Here is a 20,965-nt window from a genome sequence, read left to right on the forward strand (position 1 = left end):
TTCCGCATGGTATTGAATGAAGTAGATGCGGTAGAAGTCACAGAGGAGATGCCTCATCTGCCGGTGGCCAGAGTTCTCTGGGAGCCAAAACCGAACCTCCAGGATTCGGCGGAATCCTGGATTATTGCTGGAGGCGCGCACCATACCTGCCTCTCCTATGCACTGAGTAGCGAAGACCTGCAGGACTGGGCGGAAATGCACGGGATCGAATGCATTGTGATCGATGAAACATCAAAACCAAGGGAGATTCAAAAAGAAATCCGCCAGAACGAAGCATATTGGAGCAAATAAAAAAAGAGGCTGTTCTTTGGAGCAGCCTCCTTTTTTATTCTACTGACCGTAATATGCGTTTTTTCCATGTTTTCGCTCATAATGTTTATTTAATACATAGTCATCCAGGAGTTCGGGTTCTCCAGTGCTTGAAAGCTGGCTGGATGAAAAGGTCATTTTAGCTGTTTTCTCCAACACCACCGCATTGTGCAGGGCATTTTCAGGCGATGTTCCCCATGCAAATGGGGCATGTCCGTGAACGACAACTCCGGGTACTTCAACTGGATTAATATGATGAAAGGCTTCAATGATGACCGTACCGGTATACTTTTCGTAATCCTCTTCCACTTCTTCTTTTGTCAGACGACGGGTACATGGAATTTCCCCGTTAAAATAATCAGCCTGCGTAGTACCTGCGCAGGGAATCCCTCTGCCGGCCTGAGCCCAGGCAGTCCCCCAGTCAGAATGGGTGTGTACAATGCCGCGCACATCAGGAAACGCTTTATACAATTCAATATGGGTTGGAGTATCGGAAGAAGGTTTTAATGTCCCTTCAATGACCTCTCCATCAAGGGATACCACGACCATGTCATGCGTTTGTAAATCTTTGTACGGGACCCCTGATGGTTTAATGACAAGGTAGTCGGACTCAGGGTCGAATCCGCTTACATTCCCCCATGTAAAAGTGACCAAGTCATATGTTTCCAAGCCCTGATTAGCTTCCAGCACTTCTTTTTTTAACTGTTCCAGCATATCTTCACCTCTTTTATTTGTACGTACATGTTATAAAAATAATACGGGACAATAGATCTGTTGGTCAACCTCTCAGCCCAAATGTTGAGGTAGAATTTTTGTTAGAATTATCATATAATAGATGTAAAATTGTGTAAAGTAAGCTCTTCGTTCCGGTACACTCAGCTAAAAGTCATTATCCGGTAAGGTTGGTATATCGCTGAATAATATAGTAAACTAGTAAATACAACAGCAGTGATCGTGTAGTTATAAATATACATGAGCAAGTAACAGCAACGAAAAGCCACATTATAACAAAATTAAATGTTGTTTTTGTGTGGTATTTATGGTTGAAAAGGTGTGGTTTTGTGGGAAAAGAAAACAACCTGTCCTTTCATTTAAATGAACGGCAGCGGGATATTGTTAAAATGATAAATAAAAACGGTTCCGTCCGGGTAGCGGAGCTAAGTTCAACTTTTAACGTAAGTGAAGAAACGATCAGAAGAGATTTTGAAAAACTGGAGAGGGATCAACTGCTTCGGAAAATACACGGGGGAGCCCTCAAAGTTGAACAGCATACAGAAACACCACAAATGCACAGGCAGTCCAAAAACATAGAAGAGAAACAAGTGATTGCAAAAAAGGCGGCATCTTATGTAGAAGATGGAGATATCATAGCACTGGATGCCAGCACCACAGCTTTAATGATGGTGGAATATATTAAAGACAGGAATTTAACAGTCATTACTAATTCGATTGGCGTGACGATGGAATTATCAACAGAAGACCATATTAGAGTGATACTAATCGGCGGATACTTATCAAAAGCTTCTATGTCCCTGGTCGGTAATTTTGCTGAAAGGGTCATCGAGGACTATCATGTAGATAAATTCTTTTTCTCCTGTCTCGGAGTGGATATTGACAGAGGGATTAGTGAAATGCACGAAGATCAGGCTCTCGTAAAAAAACAGCTCATTTCTATCTCCGAAAAATTATTTCTGCTGGCGGATTACAGCAAATTTGGAGAAAAGTCTCTTTTCCGTTTGTGTAACCTTTCTATTCTTGACTATCTCATCACAGATAACAAAGTATCCATGAATTCCATCCGCGAAATTAATAAACACGGAATAAACATCGTCGTCGGTGAAGAAAACCCTGGGGCTGTCTAAAAGGCAGCCTTTTTATTATAAAAAAATAAGCAGAGTACGGGCGGATTCCGTGCCAACAGAATGTTGGTCATGCAGACCTGCCACAGGACCTGTTCCTATTTAGCCGATCCTCCATTTTGTGGCCAAGCCCGCGGAAAGCGTCCGGAGCGGGTGCTAAGAGTAGAAGCAGATTCTGTGAAACCACAAAGGACGGATTTTTGGGCGGTTTGCTCAAGCTCCGTTTTTCTTATAGTATCAGAATTTATATGTTTAGGTTCCTTTTTTGAGGGTAAAAAGTACTCAATTTTTGCACCTTGTTTCCGCTGAATCTCCTATTGGTATAGGAGATCAAGGAACCATGCTTCTGCAGTTTCCAAATGAAAGGCCGGAGTGGAGGGCGGCGTCTCCAGCGGGAAGAGCAGCAGCCGAAGATCCCATCAAACGGGGTTTCCCCGTTTGATGAAGCTGAGGCGCTGCCCGCGGAAAGCGTCCGCCTGGAACGCAGGCTGTTCCGCAGACTCCTTGAATAAAGGACTTAATCTGGGTTTCCCAGATTAAGTTTTTCGTATTTAAAATTTATAATAAGAAACAAATACATCCCGTGGGAATAGGTTGTGAATGATAAAATAATTCTGTGTTATTAACCAATGATAACTGTTGGATCACACAATAAATTTTGAAAATGCCAAAAAAACATGTTGCTTTCTTTAATGGGCGGTGATAATATTAACTTAATAAATTGATTGGAAGCGCTTTATCAAAGGAGGATGTATTACTTTGGCTAAAATTGGACCTTCCTTGATGTGCAGTGATCTCGGAGCCTTAAGACAGGATGTGCAGATTCTTCATAATGGAAATGTTGACTTTTTTCACTTTGATATTATGGACGGAAATTTTGTTCCAAACTATACCATGGGAACAGATATGATAAAAAGTGTCCGACAGGATACCGATCTTCCTTTTGATGCCCATTTAATGATTGAAAATCCAGAACGATACATCGATACCTTTGTAGAAAGCGGCTGTGATATGATTTCCGTCCATGAGGAAGCGACTCCCCACTTACACCGGACGCTGCAATATATTAACAGCACAGGAGTCCGCACCGGGTTAGCACTCAACCCTTCCACCTCACTGGATAGTTTGGAATTTGTCGGAGATATTGTGGACTATGTAGTGATAATGACAGTGAACCCGGGGTTTGCGGGCCAGAAATTCATTCCTTCCACACTGAAGAAGATTGAGAATCTTCGATATTTTGTAAATAGTAATAATCTTCAAATTGAAATCCAAGTAGACGGAAATATCAGTTATGACATTATTCCGGAAGTACTCCGTAAGGGAGCAGATATGCTGGTTTGCGGTACTTCTTGTTTATTTAATCAGCCTCAGGGTCTGGAAAAATCGGTGGCCGGATTACGGCAGTATACAGATGATTTAAAGGTAGAGCAGTAATAATCAGGACGGAGGGTTCAACCGATGACGATCTCAGTAGTAGGCAGTATTAATAACGATATTGTTGCAGTGATTGACCAATATCCAAAACGGGGAGACACGATTTTTGGAAAAGAAATAGAATATTTTCCCGGAGGAAAAGGAGCGAACCAGGCAACGGCTGCAGCAAGATTTGGAAGGAAAGTCCGGTTAATAGGAGCGGTAGGAAGCGACTATTATGGGGAACAATTGATTAATACGCTGCAGGCGTCCCAGGTCGATAGTACTTATGTAAAAAAATCTGATAAATATGCTACTGGAACAGCGATTGTCACGATAGACAGCACCTCGGAAAATACCATGTTTGTGATGAAAGGAGCTAATGAGGACTTATTAGCGGAGGATGTTGAAATCCCTTTCAAAGAAACAGAGGACACGAGTGTACTGCTGGTACAGATGGAAGTTCCGCAGGAAACGGTAATAAGATCGATGCAGCTTGCCAAAGAACGAAATATATTTACCATTCTGGATCCTGCCCCGGCTGAAGGAATTACGGTGAAGGCGCTGGAATATGCTGATGTTATTACGCCTAATCGACAAGAAACATATCATATGCTCGGAATCGATGTCGTAAATGTGGATACTGCCATCCAGGCTGGAAGAACATTTGAAAATATGGGAGTAATAAATTCCATCTTAAAAATGGCAGACAAAGGAGCGGTTGTATATCAGAGCGGAGAATGGTGCCATATCCCTGCGATTCCGGTAGATCCGATCGACAGTGTGGGAGCAGGGGATGCTTTTGCCGGGACACTCGCCTGCTGCATTGAAGAAGGAATAGATTTAGTAAGAGCTGCCAGATTTGCATCCGTCGTTGGTGCATTGAAAGTGACAAAAGTGGGAGCGCAGGTTGGAATTCCAACGAAGGAAGAGGTCAAGGGTTTCTGTGAACAATTAGGGGAAGAATTTTTACTGGATAAGGAAGAAACCTTTGAAAGGGGTTTTTCTGGATGAGTGACTACATTTTAGAAATGGAACATATAAGTAAGACATTTCCGGGTGTCAAAGCTTTGGATAACGTGGAACTGAAAGTGAAACAAGGTGAGGTTCATGCCTTGATAGGAGAAAACGGAGCAGGAAAGTCAACGTTAATTAAAGTGTTGGCCGGGGTTCATGAGGCGGATGAAGGGGGCAGATACCTCTTTGAAGGAATAGATGCTGATATCCATCGGCCGCTGGATGCCACCTTAAAAGGTATTTCTATTATTTATCAGGACCTCAGTTTATTTCCTAACTTAAGTGTAGCGGAAAATATTTATATAGGGAGGGACAGCAATAAAAAGCCCTGGACAAAAATTAATTGGAAATCAATGAAGGAACTGGCGGGAAAAGCTCTGGATGAATTGGAGATGGATATAGATCTTAATAAAAGAGTGGAACTGTTAAGTATTGCCCAGCAGCAAATGATTGAAATTGCGAGAGCGCTGGCTTTTGATTCCAAGTTAATTGTCATGGATGAGCCCACTTCCTCCCTTTCTTCAGGAGAAGTCGAAAAACTTTATAGAGTGATAGACAAACTAAAAGAACGCGGTATTTCCGTTATTTTCATCAGTCATAAATTAAAAGAACTGTTTCGGGTGTCCGATCGCTTCACTGTGTTGCGGGACGGCCAGTTTGTCGGTTCTTATGATGTAGAGGAGATTGATGAACAACAGTTAATTAAACGAATGGTCGGCCGGGAAGTAGTCTATGAAAATAATACCCAAAAAGCAGCGGTGGGAGAAAAAGTGTTTGAAGTCAAAAACTTCTCAAAGGAAGGGAACTTCAAGGATATTAATTTAAGTCTTTATGAAGGGGAAATACTGGCTGTCACCGGTTTAGTCGGCTCCGGCCGGACAGAACTTGCACAGTCTATATTCGGTGTAAATAAGGCGGACGAAGGAACGCTGTGGCTGAACGGGAAGGATCTTAAAATTAATTCATCGGAGGATGCCGTAAAACAGGGTATCGCTTATGTTCCTGAAGCGAGACAAACGCAGGGCTTAGTGCTTGAACAGTCTATTGTAAATAATATGACGCTTCCTGTGATTGATGCATTAAGAAACAAGTTGAAACTAATCGATCGAAAAGTGGAAAAGGAGCTGACCGAACAATATATCAAATCTTTGGATGTCCGCCCTTCCATGCCGGATCTGGCTGCTGATAAGCTTTCAGGCGGGAACCAGCAGAAGGTCGTTATCGGGAAATGGTTATCGGCTCAGCCCAAATTGCTTATTATCGATGAACCTACGAACGGAATTGATATCGGGGCCAAAACCGAGATTCATAAACTGCTGCGAAGAATGGTGAAGGAAGGGATTGGGGTTATTATGATCTCTTCAGAATTACCTGAGGTATTATCCGTCAGTGACAGAATTCTGGTCATGAGCCGGGGGAGAATCGCGGGGGAATTAAATACCCTGGAAGCGGATCAGGAAAAGGTCATGAATTTAGCACTAGACACAGAAGAACCTGAGGATAAACGCCAGCCCGAAGGAGCTGAGAGTACGGTTCACCAGGAGGTCTGAAAATGAAAGCTTTATTAAAACAGAAAGAATTTAGTGTTTTAGCTATTGTTATTATTATCTGCGTTATCTTGTCCTTTGTGAGTCCGGTATTTTTAACGGTTGGAAACTGGATGGACATCCTGGAAGGGAATACAGTGATAGGCATTTTAGCTATCGGAATGACGTTAATTATTATAACCAGTGATATTGATGTTTCCGTCGCAGCTTTAACTACGGCCGTCGCCGTATCCATCGGGTTTATGTTTCAGTATCTTCCCGACAGCTGGTTTTCGGTAGTACTCATTTTTTTGATTGCCCCACTGATAGGTATGCTGCTGGGAGCCTTTAATGGAATACTGGTATCTAAAATTCAAATTCCGGCTATTGTGGTCACGCTCGGAACCCTTAACATTTTTTCGGGTCTGGTTTTGTATTTCACGAATGGAAATTATATAAACAGCACTCAGTTCCCCCAATCATTTATGGCCTTTTCAAACATTGAGATTCTAGGAATACCAATATTAATCTATTTGTTTGCGCTGGTAGCAGTAAGTACATGGTTTATTCTCAAATATACACTTATCGGCCGGTCCGTCCTGGCTATTGGGGGGAACGCTCAATCTTCCACCCGTGTAGGAATTAATTTTAAAAAAGTAAAGATGTTTGTTTTCACCTATATGGGCTTTCTTGGAGGAGTAGCCGCGATTGCTCAAACTTCCTATACAACGGCTGTCGATCCAAATGGTTTAATGGGGCTGGAACTTACCGTGATTGCAGCGGTGGTTCTTGGCGGGGCGAATATCCATGGCGGGAGAGGGTCCATTCCCGGAACCCTGCTGGGTGTGCTGTTGTTAGCGATTATGCAGAATGGGATGATTTTAGCTAGAATTGATACTTTTTGGCAGAATGTAGTGACAGGGGCCATTATTGTCATTGCCGTGTCCTACGATGAAATTAATCATAGAAGAAACCAGGCAAAACTGGCAAACATCGACGTCAAGGAGGCCTCATAAATGACAAATATCAAACTTTCCAAAGAAAGCGTATTAGGCCTTATCGCTCTGGCAATTTTTGTTGGATTGAGCTTATTCACCCCGGGGTTTTTATCTTCCGGTAATATAAACAGCATGATGTTTCAGCTGCCGGAGTTTGGGTTGATTGCGCTGGGGATGATGGTGGTCATTATCACGGGAGGCATTGACTTATCTATCACTTACATTGCCGCGTTTTCAGGAGTTGGGGCAGCCCTGATGATGACAAATGGCTTCGGCATTTTCCCTGCCATTATCGTTGGGATTATTTTCGCTTTAGCCTGCGGTGCTTTTAACGGTGTCGTCGTATCTAAAATCGGTGTTCCTCCGATTCTTGTTACCTTAGGAACAATGGTTCTGTTCGAGGGGGTCATCCTGGCCATTACGAATGGAAATGCCATCTCAGGATTTCCTGATGCCTACAGTCTTATCGGGAATGGATATTATTTAGGGATCGTTCCTTTCTCCCTGGTTATATTTTTTGTTTTTACGATAATAACCGGGCTGCTGTTGAACAAATCAACCTGGGGAAGAAGGGTCTATATGTATGGGAGTAATGACCTGGCCACTTTGTTTTCCGGGGTGAAAAACAGCAAAGTATTAATGAAAGTATATCTTTACGCCAGTTTATTGGCAGCGGTTTCAGCAATTATTATGACCTCCCGCTATAACTCAGTCAAAGTGGATTTAGGCTCTTCTTACCTGCTCCAAAGTGTTGCAGCTGCCGTCTTAGGGGGCACTAATATTCACGGCGGCTACGGGAAAGTGATGGGAACCATCTATGCGGTATTGATATTCCAGTTTATACGAAATGGATTAAATCTGATGGGGGTTCATTCTTCATTGGTAGATGTAGTGATTGGAGCTATTTTAATAGCGGTTCTGACATTGAATTTCTTTTCAGATAAACTTAGCAGACAAAAAGCAAAAGCTGCTTCTTAAAAAGCAGAATAGATGTTTTCTTATTTATAAACCTGGAAGGTCCCAGGGTTATAAAAATAAATAATAAAAAATAAGGGGAGGATCAAGAATGAGGAAGTTATGGTTATCATTAGTTGTAGTATTAGGCCTCATTTTGGCGGCAGGTTGTGTGTCGGAAGAAAGTGCAGGCAGTGGCGGGGACGAAGAGGCAGACGGGGCAGAAGAAACGGATAATACAAGTGAAGAAGGAAATACAGAAGAAGCCGAGTCAGATGATGAGTTAGAAATTGCGGTCGTTCCGAAATTAGTTGGGATTCCTTACTTTAATGCATCGGAAACAGGGGCTGAGCAGGCCGGAGAAGATTTGGGTGTAAATGTAGAATATACCGGCCCGACTGAAGCGGACGCAGCAGCGCAGGTGAAAGTAATTGAAGACTTGATTTCGCAGGATGTCGATGCGATTGCGGTTGCTCCAAACGATCCGGCATCTGTAGAACCAGTTCTAAAGAAAGCAAAAGAAAATGACATTCATGTGATGGATTGGGATACCCCGGCAGATAAAGAATTGGTGGATCTTTCTGTGAAGCAGGTGGATGATGAAGAATTCGGGCGTCACATGGCAGAAAAACTTGTAGAGGCAATGGGCACCGAAGAAGGTGAAATCGCTATTCTGACAGGCGGACTGTCAGCGGCTAACTTGAACTCCTGGATTGACGCAGCCCAAAGTGAACTCGATGAGAACTACCCTGACATTGAAATTGTTTCTGACAAGATTCCAACAGATGAAAAGCAGCAGGTGGCCTATCAAAAGACGCTGGATTTACTCAAATCTTACCCTGATTTGAAAGGGGTACTGGCAGTTTCCACCCCCGCTCCACTGGGCGCAGCCCAGGCCGTTCAGGAAAAAGGACTGCAGGATGAGGTTTCTGTCGTTGGCTCCGCCCTTCCGACAGACTCCGAGCCATTTTTAGAAGACGGCTCGTTGGATACAGCAGTACTGTGGAATCCAGAACAGCTTGGATACCTTACAGTGGCGCTGGGTAAAATGCTCGCAGAAGGGGAAATGCCGGAAGACGGTCAGGAAATCGAAGGTGTGGGCGAAATTACAGTAGAGGATGACGGCAAGACAGTAATCATGGCACCGCCTCAGGACTATACAAAAGAAAATGCCTCTGAGTTCGACTTTTAAGTAAAGTTCATAATAGAAAAAGAAAAAGCGGTCAAATGATGAAAGGGTTTGACCGCTTTTCTCATTCATGTAAGGAGGAGAGGGGACGAGAATGACACAAAATTATGAGAAGAAAAATAAACAGATTCGAAAGAGATTTTACGAGCTGCTGGAAAAACATCCGGATTCCTTTACAAAACGTTTAAAGTTTTCGTGGAGTAACTGGGGATTTGGGTTTGAACCATTGAAAGATTCTTTTCATCGTCTGCATCAAGCAGATATCCGATATATCGAATTACATGGGAATCACTATGGAAAAGATCTTGGATATCGGGTCAAGGAAACAAAACAACTGTTGGAAAGTTATGATATGAGTGTTTCTGGAGTGTGCGGGATGTTTTCTGCAGAAAATGATTTATCCAGTAACGCCCCGGGGAAAAGACAGGCAGCGATTGATTATTTGAAGCGGGAAATCGAATTTACGAAGGAAGTGGGAGGTCACTATTTATTAGTCGTCCCTGGGGCAGTAGGGAGACCGCAGGCTTACGATGATATGGAATTGGAGAGAAGTGCCGATTCTCTCTTAACAGTAGCAGATTTGTTTCAGGAGTATGAGATAAAAGCAGCTGTTGAACCGGTCCGGGCCGCGGAAGTAAGTTTTGTTCATACAGTGGCGGAGGCAAGACATTATATTAGAAAAGTAAATCATAAAGGTGTTCAACATATCAATGGAGATGTCTACCACATGCAATCAGAAGAAGCCCATATTGGAGAAGCGATCTTGGAAGCGGAAGACCACTTAGTAAATCTGCATATGGCGGACAGTAACCGCGGGGCGTTGGGAGACGGCCATATGGATATCGACACTATTATCATGGCTCTATATTTAATTGACTTTCATCAGAAGGCCGCTTTTGTTACGCCGGAACCGTTAGGCCCGGGAGGAGATCCTTATCCAGCGATGCACGCTAAACCCGACCAGGAGAAACTTAACTATTTAGTCCAGCAAAGTGTTTCCTACTTTCGGGAAAGAGAGGAGTATTTATTGAATGGAGGAGGATACACGAAAAACCAGTAAAAAAAAAGAAGTTGTTTGGACAAGTTGAAAGAAGAAAAAAGCTTTAAACTAGTATTTTAAAGAGATAATAAGAAGTATGAAAAGATAAAGGTTGTCATTCATCGTTATATTATTTATAATTCAAAGTAGTTGTACGTACATGAAGAGGATAGCAGGGCAGGAGGGATTTTGATGAGTAAATACACGATCGGAATTGACTTTGGAACCTTATCCGGCCGCGCCGTGGTGGTTGACAACCAGAACGGGGCAGAACTTGCAGCAGCTGCGGCCGATTACCCCCATGGAGTACTGGATGAGCAGCTCCCTCAAAACATTGCATTAGGGCATGATTGGGCGCTTCAGCATCCGAATGATTACATCCACGTCCTTCAAACAGCGGTGCCGGAAGCGGTAAGAGCAGCAGGCCTATCGAAGGCGGATATTATTGGAATATCGATAGATTTCACTGCTTGTACAATGCTTCCTGTAAGCGCTGACAATGTACCGTTATGCCTGAAAGAAGAATGGACAGATAATCCGCACAGCTGGGTGAAGCTTTGGAAACATCACGCTGCCCAGCCTCATGCGAACAGGTTAAACGAAGTTTTGGAACAGAAACGGCCGGATGTGCTGGCCCGTTACGGCGGCAAGCTGTCTTCAGAGTGGATGATTGCAAAAATTATGCAGATTGTGGAAGAAGCCCCCGAAGTTTACGAGCAGGCGGATCAATTTCTGGAAGCAGCAGACTGGGTGACATCCCAATTGACCGGAGAAATCAAGAAAAACAGCTGTACCGCAGGCTATAAAGCGATCTGGCATAAACGGGAAGGTTATTTAGACAAGGAAACATTGAAAACATTGTCTCCAAAAATGGAAAATTTATATGAAACGAAACTGCGGGGAGAGATTTATCCGCAGGGCACCAAAGCTGGTGAACTGACATCTGACATGGCAGAGGCGATGGAGCTTCCGGAGGGGATTGCCGTAGCTGTTGGAAATGTCGACGCCCACGTAAGCGTGCCTGCAATGGGGGTAACCGAAGAAAAGAAACTGGTGATGTCCATGGGCACTTCGATCTGCCATATTCTGCTTGGTAAAGAAGAGCAAACCGTGGAAGGAATGTGCGGTGTCGTTGAAGACGGAGTCATCCCGGGATACTACGGTTACGAAGCTGGTCAGTCTGCGGTAGGTGATATCTTTTCCTGGTTTGTTGAGAATTATATTCCGGAGAAATATGAACTGGAAGCGCGTGATCAAGGAATTTCTATTCATGAGCTGCTGGAAAATAAAGCAAGTCAACTGCAACCCGGGGAAACAGGTCTTGTGGCACTTGATTGGATGAATGGAAACCGCTCTGTACTGGTGGATACAGACTTGACCGGAATGATTCTCGGTATGACACTTGCCACGAAACCGGAAGAGGTATACCGGGCATTGATTGAAGCAACAGCATTTGGGACATATAAAATCGTAAAAAGCTTCACAAAACAGGGCGTTCCAATCGATGCGCTGTATGCAAACGGCGGCCTCTCTTATAAAAATAAAATGCTGATCCAGATTTACAGTGATGTAACCAACAAGCCGATTTATATCGCTGAAAGTAAAGAACTACCGGCAGTCGGATCCGCCATGTTTGCCTCTGTTGCCGCAGGGTCGGAAAAAGGAGGCTATGACTCTATTGCTGAAGCTGCAGAAAACATGGCCCGTCTCCAGCCGGAACCGGTTCTTCCGGATCAAAGACGCCACGAAATGTATCAAAAACTGTATGAGGAATATGAGCGGCTGCACGATTACTTCGGCCGGGGCGAAAATGATGTGATGAAACGGCTGAAGCAATTTAAGAGTGGCTAATAAAATAATTAAAAATAAAGGGAGTTAATATACTCCCTTTATTTTCATTGAGGTTTTTATTGATGAATAATACTGAAAAACAAACGTTTAAGTTTGTTTCAAGACGTTTGATAAATGGTTTCGAACGTTTCCAAATAAAAAAAATAAGGGTTAAATTTTTTTTTGGAATTATTCTCACTACTATCATACCAATTATTATTTTAGCTGCTATTATACTTAATCTTACCTCCCAAAAAATCAAAGATGATGAATTAATTGCTTCAGAACGCATTAATATGGACTTGTCTTGGAGAGTCGAACAACTTTATCAGAATTTATTGCAAAGTTCCTATCAGATACATTCCAACACTGAATTGTTAGAAAATTTACGAAAAATTAAATATAAAGAAAAAGGGATCGATCCAGATGTAGGTATACAAGCAAAAGCTTACCTTCAAAATATGTATAGTTATCATCAGTTTGATCAAGTACAGGGAATGTATATTGTAGACAGCACTCAGAATATTGTAGGCAGACTGCTTCCAAGTGGAAGAACACCAGTGGTCAAAATGGATCATTCGTATTTTTTAGAAAGATATATAAATATACAGAATCGCTCAGCTAGAAATCCTTATACAAGAGTTTACAATCAAAGTGTGTATGGTTTTTCTATATTTCAGTATGTTGCTCCGATAAAACTCCGGGAAGAAAATGTAGGAATGATAATTTTTGATATGGATAAATCAATATTAGCTAATACTGTAGAAGCCTATAACCTGTTCCATAATGGTGTAGCAACAGTATATGATTCTTCGGGGAATATAGTTTACCAGACTAGGTCAAACAATATACAAGGGGGTAGGGACAAAGATTATACCATAGAAACGGAGCTGTTAGACGGGAATTTGCGATTGAATTACAAGTACGATATAAACCCTCAGATCATTATTGTGAGAAATACAGCAATTAGTCTGATCTTTTTTTCTATCTTACTGACTATTACTATGTCCTTATTAATGAGTTACAACATTACGAAACCCATAGTAAATTTAAGAAAAAAAATGGGTGAAATAGAAAAGGGTAACCTTGGTACAAGAACTCAAGTGGAAACGAAAGATGAAGTAGGTCATTTAGCAGAAGGATTTAACAGCATGGCTGAAAAAATGGAATATTTAATAGAGCATGATTTGAAAATGCAGCTAAAAAATAAAGAAACACAGGTGAAAGCACTGCAAGCCCAGATATCTCCTCATTTCCTATATAATTCTATGCAGATGATTGCTGCGAAAGCAAATGAAAAAAATACGCCGGAAATAGAACTTATCGCTACTGGTTTAAGCAATATGTATCAATATAATACCCATATTGAAAACGAAAGAGTGACCTTAAGGCAGGAAATTATGCACGTTCGAAATTATTTAATGATTATAAATAAACGTTTTCCAAACTCTCTTAAAATAATAATGCACTCTATTTCTGAAATCGAAAACTGTATAATACCCAAATTCATTTTACAGCCAATATTAGAAAATAGCATTGAGCATGGGCTATTTAACAGCAATAAGAAAAAAAGACTGTTGAAACTTTCATTTACAAAAAATGAGCATAAAAAAGTATTAGTAATAAGAATTTCTGATAATGGAAAGGGGATGTCTAAACAACGACTTGAAAGCGTTATCAAAGACATGTACTTTTCGGAGAAAGAATACGTGTCGATTGGACTGAAAAATGTACATCAACGAATTCAATTGCTATGCGGAGAAAACTATGGTTTAACATTGAAAAGTAAAAGGGAGAAAGGGACATGTGTGAAATTAACCATTCCCCTAAAGGAGTGAGTGTTTAAAATGAGGGTTCTTATTGTAGATGACGAAGCATATGTCCACGATTATGTTCAAAATATTATTTCGCAAAAATTAATAAACATGGCAGTATCGGGACATGCTTATGACGGAAATGAAGCGTTCCATCAAGTAATGGAGGATCGCCCGGATATAATAATGACAGATATGAAAATGCCGTTTTCCGACGGTTTAACTTTTATGGAAAAACTAAAAAATGAGGGGTTTCCAGGAAAAATAATCGTATTAAGCGGCTATAGCGATTTCAGTTATTCCCGCCCGGCGTTCTTAATGAATGCGTTTGACTACATTTTAAAGCCGATTGATGAAATGAAAATTGCAGAGGTTTTAACTTCCGCCCATCATAAACTGCTGGAAGAAAAAAGGATATCAAAAGAAAACAAAGCGTGGATGGAAAATGCAAAATCGTTAATCCAGGAAGAATTTTTATCAAAAATTTTATATGAAAGGTATACAGATGTAAATGAACTATATGTTCGAGCTGACCAGTTGAATATTTACCTCCCTGAATCCAATTATTTCACAATAATAATAAAACTATTTGATCAGCAGGAAGAGAAAGAATTTTTCAATGATAATGTGAAAAAGCTGTTATCATCCATAATTCCGATTCATCAGACGATTTTATTCACCAATAGACTTAGCATTAACGAATATGTCATACTAGTCAACTCCAAAGAGACCCTATCCATAGGATCCATTTTGAAAGGCCTTTCGTTTTTAAAAACTAATGGAAACATGAAGGCAGGGGGGAGCACCCTCAAAAAGAAATTAATCGATTTACCGGATTCGTACCAAGAAGCCAAGCATAATATGAATCAGTTGACCTTGCATCCAGATCATAGAATAGAACCATTGGAACAAGGAAATAGTGAGATTAAAAACATGTGGGACGATTTATTAAGAATAACAGATTGTTTTGTGAAATCTAAATCGAAACATTATGCTTCGATATTGGAAGATACTTTTAATACGGTATTTCAAAAATACGACAATACACGAATTAAAGAATGGGAGCATTATGTTAACTTGTTTAAGAGGAAATTGGATAGGCTGGGACAGGAAAATGCAGAATATCAAAACCATATAAGGCATTTTGAAAGTTTAATGTTGGAATTGCAATGGCGGGAAGCCTCTGCATTTCTAAAGGCGGCGCTGAAAGTGCTAACGGAAATGTTCACGTTTCATAAAACAAATGAGGAACTAATTACACTTATTAAGGATTATACCGAAAAAAATTATGACACGGTGAATCTGCAAGTCATTGCTGATAAATTCTATGTTAGCAAAAACTATTTTTGTTCCCTGTTTAAAGAAAGAACGGGAGAAAATTTCGGAGAATTTCTAACCCGAATTAAATTAGAACGAGCTAAAATATTTCTGAAAGAGAGTGAACTGAAAAATTATGAAATCGCTGAATTAGTTGGTTATAGGGATCAAAGATATTTCAGTCAGGTTTTTCGAAAGTATACAGGGTATCAACCCAGTTTATATCGTTCTCAATTAAAAGAAAAATAAATCTTTGAAAGAAGTTTGCGATCATTCGCAAACTTCTTTTATGTGTCGTACACAATTAGATAGTAACATTTCAAACAATAAACTGAATTTTATCTCATTTCGTATTATCTAAATGAACAGTACGATTTACATATGGTAAAAAGTAAAAGGGGGCTCAGTCATGGCTCAAAGGTTGTGGAAAATAAGTATTATTCCATCGTTTTTATTTCTCTTATTGCTGGGTGCGTGTGGCGGATCATCGGAGGAAAGTGGTAAAGACAACAACCAGGAAGGGGGCGGTGAGGACATAGTCATTGATTATTGGGCAGCATGGGATCCAGGATCGCAAAAAGCTGAATCGAGCAAAGAAATGATTAACCAGTATGAGGAAGAAAATCCTGACATTACGATTGACGTGCAGGAAATTAATTTTGATCAAATGTACGATAACTTGGTCACTTCCATTAACGCAAATGATGCGCCTGACATTAGTTGGGGTTTAGGAGAATGGCTGGGCCAATTTAACGGATTTGGAGCATTGATGGATTTAACGGATTATGTAGAGGACTGGGAAGGAAGCGATCAAATTCCAGATAATGTTTTAGAATCGCTTACGATAGACGGCGAATTGAAAGCGGTGCCAAATTATTTAGGAAACAGAGGTCTCGTTTATAACGAAAAAATGCTAAATGAAAGTGGCATCGATGAGCCGCCAGAAACGTGGGATGAATTAATGGATATGGACGGTCAAATAGAAGAAGCGACAGGAAAAAAAGCATTTGGCATTGCCGGAGCAGGGGAACGTGCTCCGCAGGAATTGATTATGTATTTAGCACAAAATGATCTGGAATTAGCTGCCGAAATGGAAGGTGGAATGTTTAAAAATACGTGGCAAGAAAATTCCGATGAAATGGAACGAGCCACAGAGGTTTTTCAATTTTATAAAGACATGCTCGATAACGGGTTAATTAACTCCAACGCAAGCGCCTGGACATGGCAGGAAGAAGATACAAACTTTGCATTAGGAGAGTACGCCATGGTTATCAATGGTCCGTGGATCAGAGACACAATAAATAGCGAAGGTGCCATAGACGAGGACAATGTAAGTGTTACTTCGCCGCCGGCCAATGAGGTAGAAGCCACATTTTTAGAAATAAGTCCATTTTATTTATATGAAAATACAGAACATCCGGATGAGGTCTGGGAGTTTGCTAAATTCATGTTAAGCGAAGAATTTCAAAGCGAAGTAAACACTGATGATTCTCCTCTTTCCGATGTCCAGGGGGAAGACGATTGGGGGCAGAGTTTTAATGAGTTAACCGAAATTGGTACAGCATTTCCTCAGGTTTCGCTCGGAGGTATTACAAACGCCATGGAAGATGCACTTGCTATGGTATTGGTTAACGATGAAGACCCGCAAGAAGCCGCTGAATTCCTATCAGAAGAAATCAACAATACACTTCAGAAGAATGGTGAATTTAGTGAAGAATAATTTAACGTTCGGTGAAGGGGGAAGTGGTTCTCCCTTCCCGTTTCATTACACAATATTATGTATCACTTGTTTCCGGTTAGGGTGTATAAAACATGAATAACAGAGAAAATAGGACTTTAAAGCGAGAAACCAGATCAAAACTAATAGCTTATGCTTTTATTCTTCCTGCCTTATTGTTCTTCCTGTTTATCGTAGCATATCCGTTGTTTACGGTTTTGTGGGACAGTTTTCAGATAAAAAATCTTATTAATCCCGAAACTCAGGGATTTGCAGGTTTAGATAATTATATCAGTGTCCTTCAGAATCCCAATTTTATACCTGCCTTATGGAATACAATTGGTTGGACCGTCCTGTCTGTCACAGGGGAGTATGTACTAGGGATTACTTCCGCTTTAGCATTAAATCAGAAAATAAAAGGCAGGGCCATTTTCCGGGGAATTATCATTATTCCGTGGGTCGTACCTATTGTTATCGCAGGGATGACCTGGACATGGATGCTTACTCCGGATTATGGCGTATTAAACATTTGGATGGCAGACCTCGGCATTATTGATGAACCATATTATTGGCTGGGGGAAAAAGATACTTCCTTGTTAACAGTTGTTATCGTTAATATTTGGAGAAGTTTTCCTTTTTATACTATTTGCTTTCTTGCGGCTTTACAAGCCGTAAATAGAGAAATGGTAGAGGCTGCAGCAATAGATGGTGCGGGTATTATTACTCGTTTTCGTAAGATAATTTTACCTGAGCTTAAGAGTGTTTCAATGGTTTTAATCTTTATCCATGTTATATGGACATTTATCAACTTTGATTTTATATGGATTATGACACAAGGCGGTCCTGCCAGGGCTTCAGAAACGCTTCCGATTATGATTTATAAATTCGCTATGGAGGAGTTTAATGTGGGTATCGCGTCGGCTCTTTCCTCCATGATGCTGGCTTTCATGCTGCTTGTGTTTATCATGTATTACCTGTACACTTCAACGAAAAACAAAGGGTAAACAATGGGGGAAGGAGCGAAGGACGGAATGCTCATCAGCCGTAAAATGAAAATTGTCTTGAAGATATTGACGTATTTAACATTGGTTTTGTTCACCCTGTTTTGCTTATTTCCTTTTATATGGATGGCTTTAACTGCATTAAGGCCGCGCGAGGAAATACGGAGCACGAATCCCACGTTATGGATTGAAAACCCGACATTAGAAAACATTACAAACGTGTTAACAAATACGCCGTTTCTCACCTTTTTTCAAAATAGTGTTATTGTTGCCTTTTCCGCAACTTTTCTATCGATAGTAGTTTCGATATTCAGCGGATATACGTTGAGTCGATTCATGAAATACAGCGGGGTAAAGCTGGTGAGTTTTACGATGCTTTTATCCCAGATGGTTCCTCCGGTGTTACTGCTGATCCCACTCTACGTCATTATGAATCAATATGGTATTTTAAACACCCATTTGTCTTTAATTGTGGCGTATACTACATTTACAATCCCGTTATGTTCTTTCATGCTTACAAGTTTCTTTGCTTCTATTCCAACTGATTTAGAAGAAGCCGCGGAAATGGACGGATGTTCAAAAATTGCTACCATTATTAGAATTGTACTGCCGATTTCGATTCCTGGAGTCATTGCTACGGGATTATATGCGTTTGTCAATGCATGGAATGAATTTATGTTCGGTTACGTTTTTATTAACGATTCCGAACTAACCACCCTTACGCCGGGTATTATGCTCTTTCAGGGAATTTACGGAACAGACTGGGGAAGTATTATGTCAGCTTCTGTCTTGAGCGTACTACCGGTGCTGGTTGTTTTTGTTTATATTCAGCGTTATCTCATAGAGGGAATGGCTGCTGGAGCAGTGAAAGGATGATGACAATGTCGGAAAGGATTGAAATGGAAGAAAACGGATTATTTTTGACAATTGAAGTCACGGAAGAGAAGGATGTCAGGCTGCTACATTTTGATCACTCCCCTCTCACCGAAGATCTGGCCGAATCTCAGAAAAATGTAAGAAGATTAGTTGAAGTTCAGGTTTCCGGTGAGAACCAGAATGATCATCATAGCATGAAACATACTGGTACAATGCCTGGGGCACGGTTAATATTTGTGCGACATGATTTATTTAATACTGCTGTTGGAAAAAGACTAAAAATAATAATGAAAGATGAAAAGTCTTTGCTGAACGTCACGTGGCATGCCCAATTTTATAACGATATTCCAATCATCCGGACTTGGACGGAATTAGGCAATGAAGGGGACTCTACACTGGGTATTGAATATGTGTCTTCGTTTGCATGGACCGGGGTTGGGGAAGTAACCGAGGCTCAGGATATGATGCTTTATCTTCCACACAACACATGGTACGGGGAAGGGAATTGGAAAGCCTGCACTCTGAAGGAAATGGGATATTACCCTGTTAACGATTTTTCGATGAAACGAATTCATGTAACCAATACCGGAACATGGTCTTCCTCAGAATTTGCTCCTGTAGGAATATTAGAAAAAATGCCATCAAGCAATACGTTATTTTGGCAAATTGAACACAATGGTTCCTGGCATTGGGAAATTAGTGATATTAAAAGGATGCTTTATCTTCAATGCAGCGGTCCTTCGGAAGCTGAAAACCATTGGTGGAAATCTTTACATCCCGGAGAACATTTTTCAACCGTGCCTGTTGCAGCGGGGGTTGTAGAAGGAGGAATGCAGGATGCTCTTCAGTCGCTGACTAATTATCGAAGAGCGATTAGACGCGACAACTGGGACAATAAAAAACTTCCTGTCATTTTCAATGATTACATGAACTGTTTGTTTGGTGATCCGACCACGGAAAAACTGCTGCCGCTTGTAGATGCCGCTGCAGAAGCAGGGTGTGAAATTTATTGTATCGATTGCGGCTGGTATGCCGATGGGAAATGGTGGGATGAGGTAGGTGAATGGTATCCCTCCACTGTTAGATTTCCAGGAGGCATTACGGAAGTGATAGACAAGATCAAAAAAAGAGATATGATTCCGGGATTATGGCTTGAAATAGAGGTCATGGGGATTAACAGTAAGATAGCGGCCAACGTTCCGGATGACTGGTTTTTCTGCCGCCACGGCCGGAGGGTTATTGATCATTCCCGCTACCAGCTCGATTTCAGAAACCTGGAAGTGAGAAACTATGCAACTGGTGTCGTAGAAAGATTAGTCAACGAATATGACATAGGATATATAAAAATGGATTATAACATTAATGCAGGAATTGGCACAGAAATAAAGGCTGACAGTTTTGGAGATGGTTTGCTGGAACATAACCGAGCCTATTTGACATGGCTGGATTATATCTTTCAAAAATTCCCTGATCTTATAATCGAAAACTGCGGAAGCGGCGGCATGAGAATGGACTACGCCTTATTACAGCGGCATTCTGTTCAATCTACCAGCGATCAGACGGATTATATTAAAAACGGCATTATTGCTGCATCCTCCGCCACGCTGGTGACACCGGAACAGGCAGCAGTGTGGTCTTATCCATTAAAAGATGCTGAATTTGAGGCTGTTGCTTTTAACATGATAAACAGTATGCTTGTAAGAATTCACCAAAGTGGAGAATTATCACAGATTAATTCCACAGCGTTTGATCTGATTAAAGAAGCTATCGCATGTTATAAAGAAATAAGAGCGGTCATTCCTATGGCTGAGCCGGTTTGGCCGACAGGAATTCCAGATTGGGACGATGCTTGGATGAGTTTTGCTTTAATATATGACAGTCATCTCTACCTTGCAATATGGAGGATACACGGAGAAGAATCTTCCTTTACGATTCCCCTCGATTCTATTCAAAACAAAGAAGTGGATATTCAGCTGAAGTATCCAGTAGAAGCGGATATTAATTGGGAAAGGGGGGTGAAGGAAAAAAATAATATTATAGTAAATATTCCAACCAAATATAGTGCACGCCTGCTGGAAATCGAGATTTTTTGAAAGGGGTTTC

At 41.1% G+C, this 20,965-nt stretch carries 17 protein-coding genes and 1 pseudogene; 17 read left to right on the forward strand and 1 reads right to left on the reverse strand.

Translation table 11 applies throughout. The annotated features are described in order from the left end of the window. Positions 1–291: pseudogene (locus G475_RS24680) on the forward strand (L-arabinose isomerase); the annotation flags it as partial. 39 nt (positions 292–330) lie between these two features. Here G475_RS24680 and araD read toward each other — a convergent pair. Next, positions 331–1,023, reverse strand: coding sequence for an L-ribulose-5-phosphate 4-epimerase AraD (araD, locus tag G475_RS0110080; protein ID WP_026701196.1), 693 nt, complete (start codon positions 1,021–1,023; stop codon positions 331–333). A 347-nt stretch (positions 1,024–1,370) separates the two neighbouring features. On the opposite strand from araD, the gene G475_RS0110085 reads away from it, so the two are divergent. The 16 genes from G475_RS0110085 to G475_RS0110160 all read left to right on the forward strand — a co-directional run bounded on the left by G475_RS0110085 (position 1,371) and on the right by G475_RS0110160 (position 20,955). Next, the gene (locus tag G475_RS0110085) at positions 1,371–2,171 is read left to right on the forward strand and encodes a DeoR/GlpR family DNA-binding transcription regulator (protein ID WP_051302384.1); all 801 of its coding nucleotides are present in this window, start codon (positions 1,371–1,373) and stop codon (positions 2,169–2,171) included. Between the two features lie 356 nt (positions 2,172–2,527). After that, the gene (locus G475_RS27185; protein ID WP_156911670.1) at positions 2,528–2,680 is read left to right on the forward strand and encodes a hypothetical protein; all 153 of its coding nucleotides are present in this window, start codon (positions 2,528–2,530) and stop codon (positions 2,678–2,680) included. A 247-nt stretch (positions 2,681–2,927) separates the two neighbouring features. Then, on the forward strand, positions 2,928–3,605 hold the full coding sequence (gene rpe, locus G475_RS0110095) for a ribulose-phosphate 3-epimerase (protein WP_026701198.1): 678 nt from the start codon (positions 2,928–2,930) through the stop codon (positions 3,603–3,605). Between the two features lie 24 nt (positions 3,606–3,629). After that, positions 3,630–4,598 (forward strand): ribokinase, encoded by a 969-nt coding sequence (locus G475_RS24685; protein WP_051302386.1) that lies wholly within the window; start codon positions 3,630–3,632, stop codon positions 4,596–4,598. Next, positions 4,595–6,151: a sugar ABC transporter ATP-binding protein gene (locus G475_RS0110105; protein WP_026701199.1), complete on the forward strand. Its 1,557-nt coding sequence runs from the start codon at positions 4,595–4,597 to the stop codon at positions 6,149–6,151. The genes G475_RS24685 and G475_RS0110105 overlap by 4 nt, the downstream gene beginning before the upstream one ends. A gap of 2 nt (positions 6,152–6,153) precedes the next feature. Next, positions 6,154–7,143 carry an ABC transporter permease gene (locus tag G475_RS0110110; protein WP_026701200.1) on the forward strand — a complete coding sequence of 330 codons (990 nt, stop codon included), beginning with the start codon at positions 6,154–6,156 and terminating at the stop codon, positions 7,141–7,143. Next, positions 7,144–8,103, forward strand: a complete 960-nt coding sequence (locus G475_RS0110115) for an ABC transporter permease (protein ID WP_026701201.1) — start codon at positions 7,144–7,146, stop codon at positions 8,101–8,103. An 88-nt stretch (positions 8,104–8,191) separates the two neighbouring features. Further along, positions 8,192–9,271: an autoinducer 2 ABC transporter substrate-binding protein gene (locus G475_RS0110120; protein WP_026701202.1), complete on the forward strand. Its 1,080-nt coding sequence runs from the start codon at positions 8,192–8,194 to the stop codon at positions 9,269–9,271. A gap of 91 nt (positions 9,272–9,362) precedes the next feature. Beyond that, entirely contained in the window at positions 9,363–10,328 is a 966-nt protein-coding gene (locus tag G475_RS0110125) for a sugar phosphate isomerase/epimerase family protein (RefSeq protein WP_026701203.1), read from the forward strand. A gap of 168 nt (positions 10,329–10,496) precedes the next feature. Then, the gene (locus G475_RS0110130) at positions 10,497–12,158 is read left to right on the forward strand and encodes a ribulokinase (RefSeq protein ID WP_026701204.1); all 1,662 of its coding nucleotides are present in this window, start codon (positions 10,497–10,499) and stop codon (positions 12,156–12,158) included. A gap of 62 nt (positions 12,159–12,220) precedes the next feature. Next, positions 12,221–13,975: a sensor histidine kinase gene (locus G475_RS0110135; protein WP_026701205.1), complete on the forward strand. Its 1,755-nt coding sequence runs from the start codon at positions 12,221–12,223 to the stop codon at positions 13,973–13,975. A 9-nt stretch (positions 13,976–13,984) separates the two neighbouring features. Then, the gene (locus G475_RS0110140) at positions 13,985–15,517 is read left to right on the forward strand and encodes a response regulator (RefSeq protein WP_026701206.1); all 1,533 of its coding nucleotides are present in this window, start codon (positions 13,985–13,987) and stop codon (positions 15,515–15,517) included. 160 nt (positions 15,518–15,677) lie between these two features. Next, a complete protein-coding gene (locus G475_RS0110145; protein WP_026701207.1) occupies positions 15,678–16,988 on the forward strand; it encodes an ABC transporter substrate-binding protein in 1,311 nt (436 codons plus the stop codon). A 92-nt stretch (positions 16,989–17,080) separates the two neighbouring features. Then, positions 17,081–17,989 (forward strand): carbohydrate ABC transporter permease, encoded by a 909-nt coding sequence (locus G475_RS0110150; RefSeq protein WP_026701208.1) that lies wholly within the window; start codon positions 17,081–17,083, stop codon positions 17,987–17,989. Positions 17,990–18,016: 27 nt separating this feature from the next. Continuing rightward, entirely contained in the window at positions 18,017–18,862 is an 846-nt protein-coding gene (locus G475_RS0110155) for a carbohydrate ABC transporter permease (protein ID WP_026701209.1), read from the forward strand. A gap of 5 nt (positions 18,863–18,867) precedes the next feature. Next, positions 18,868–20,955 carry an alpha-galactosidase gene (locus tag G475_RS0110160; RefSeq protein ID WP_026701210.1) on the forward strand — a complete coding sequence of 696 codons (2,088 nt, stop codon included), beginning with the start codon at positions 18,868–18,870 and terminating at the stop codon, positions 20,953–20,955. Positions 20,956–20,965 lie beyond the last annotated feature (10 nt).

Source organism: Salibacterium aidingense DSM 18341 (genome assembly GCF_000429685.1).
GTDB classification, from domain to species: Bacteria; Bacillota; Bacilli; order Bacillales; family Marinococcaceae; genus Salibacterium; species Salibacterium aidingense.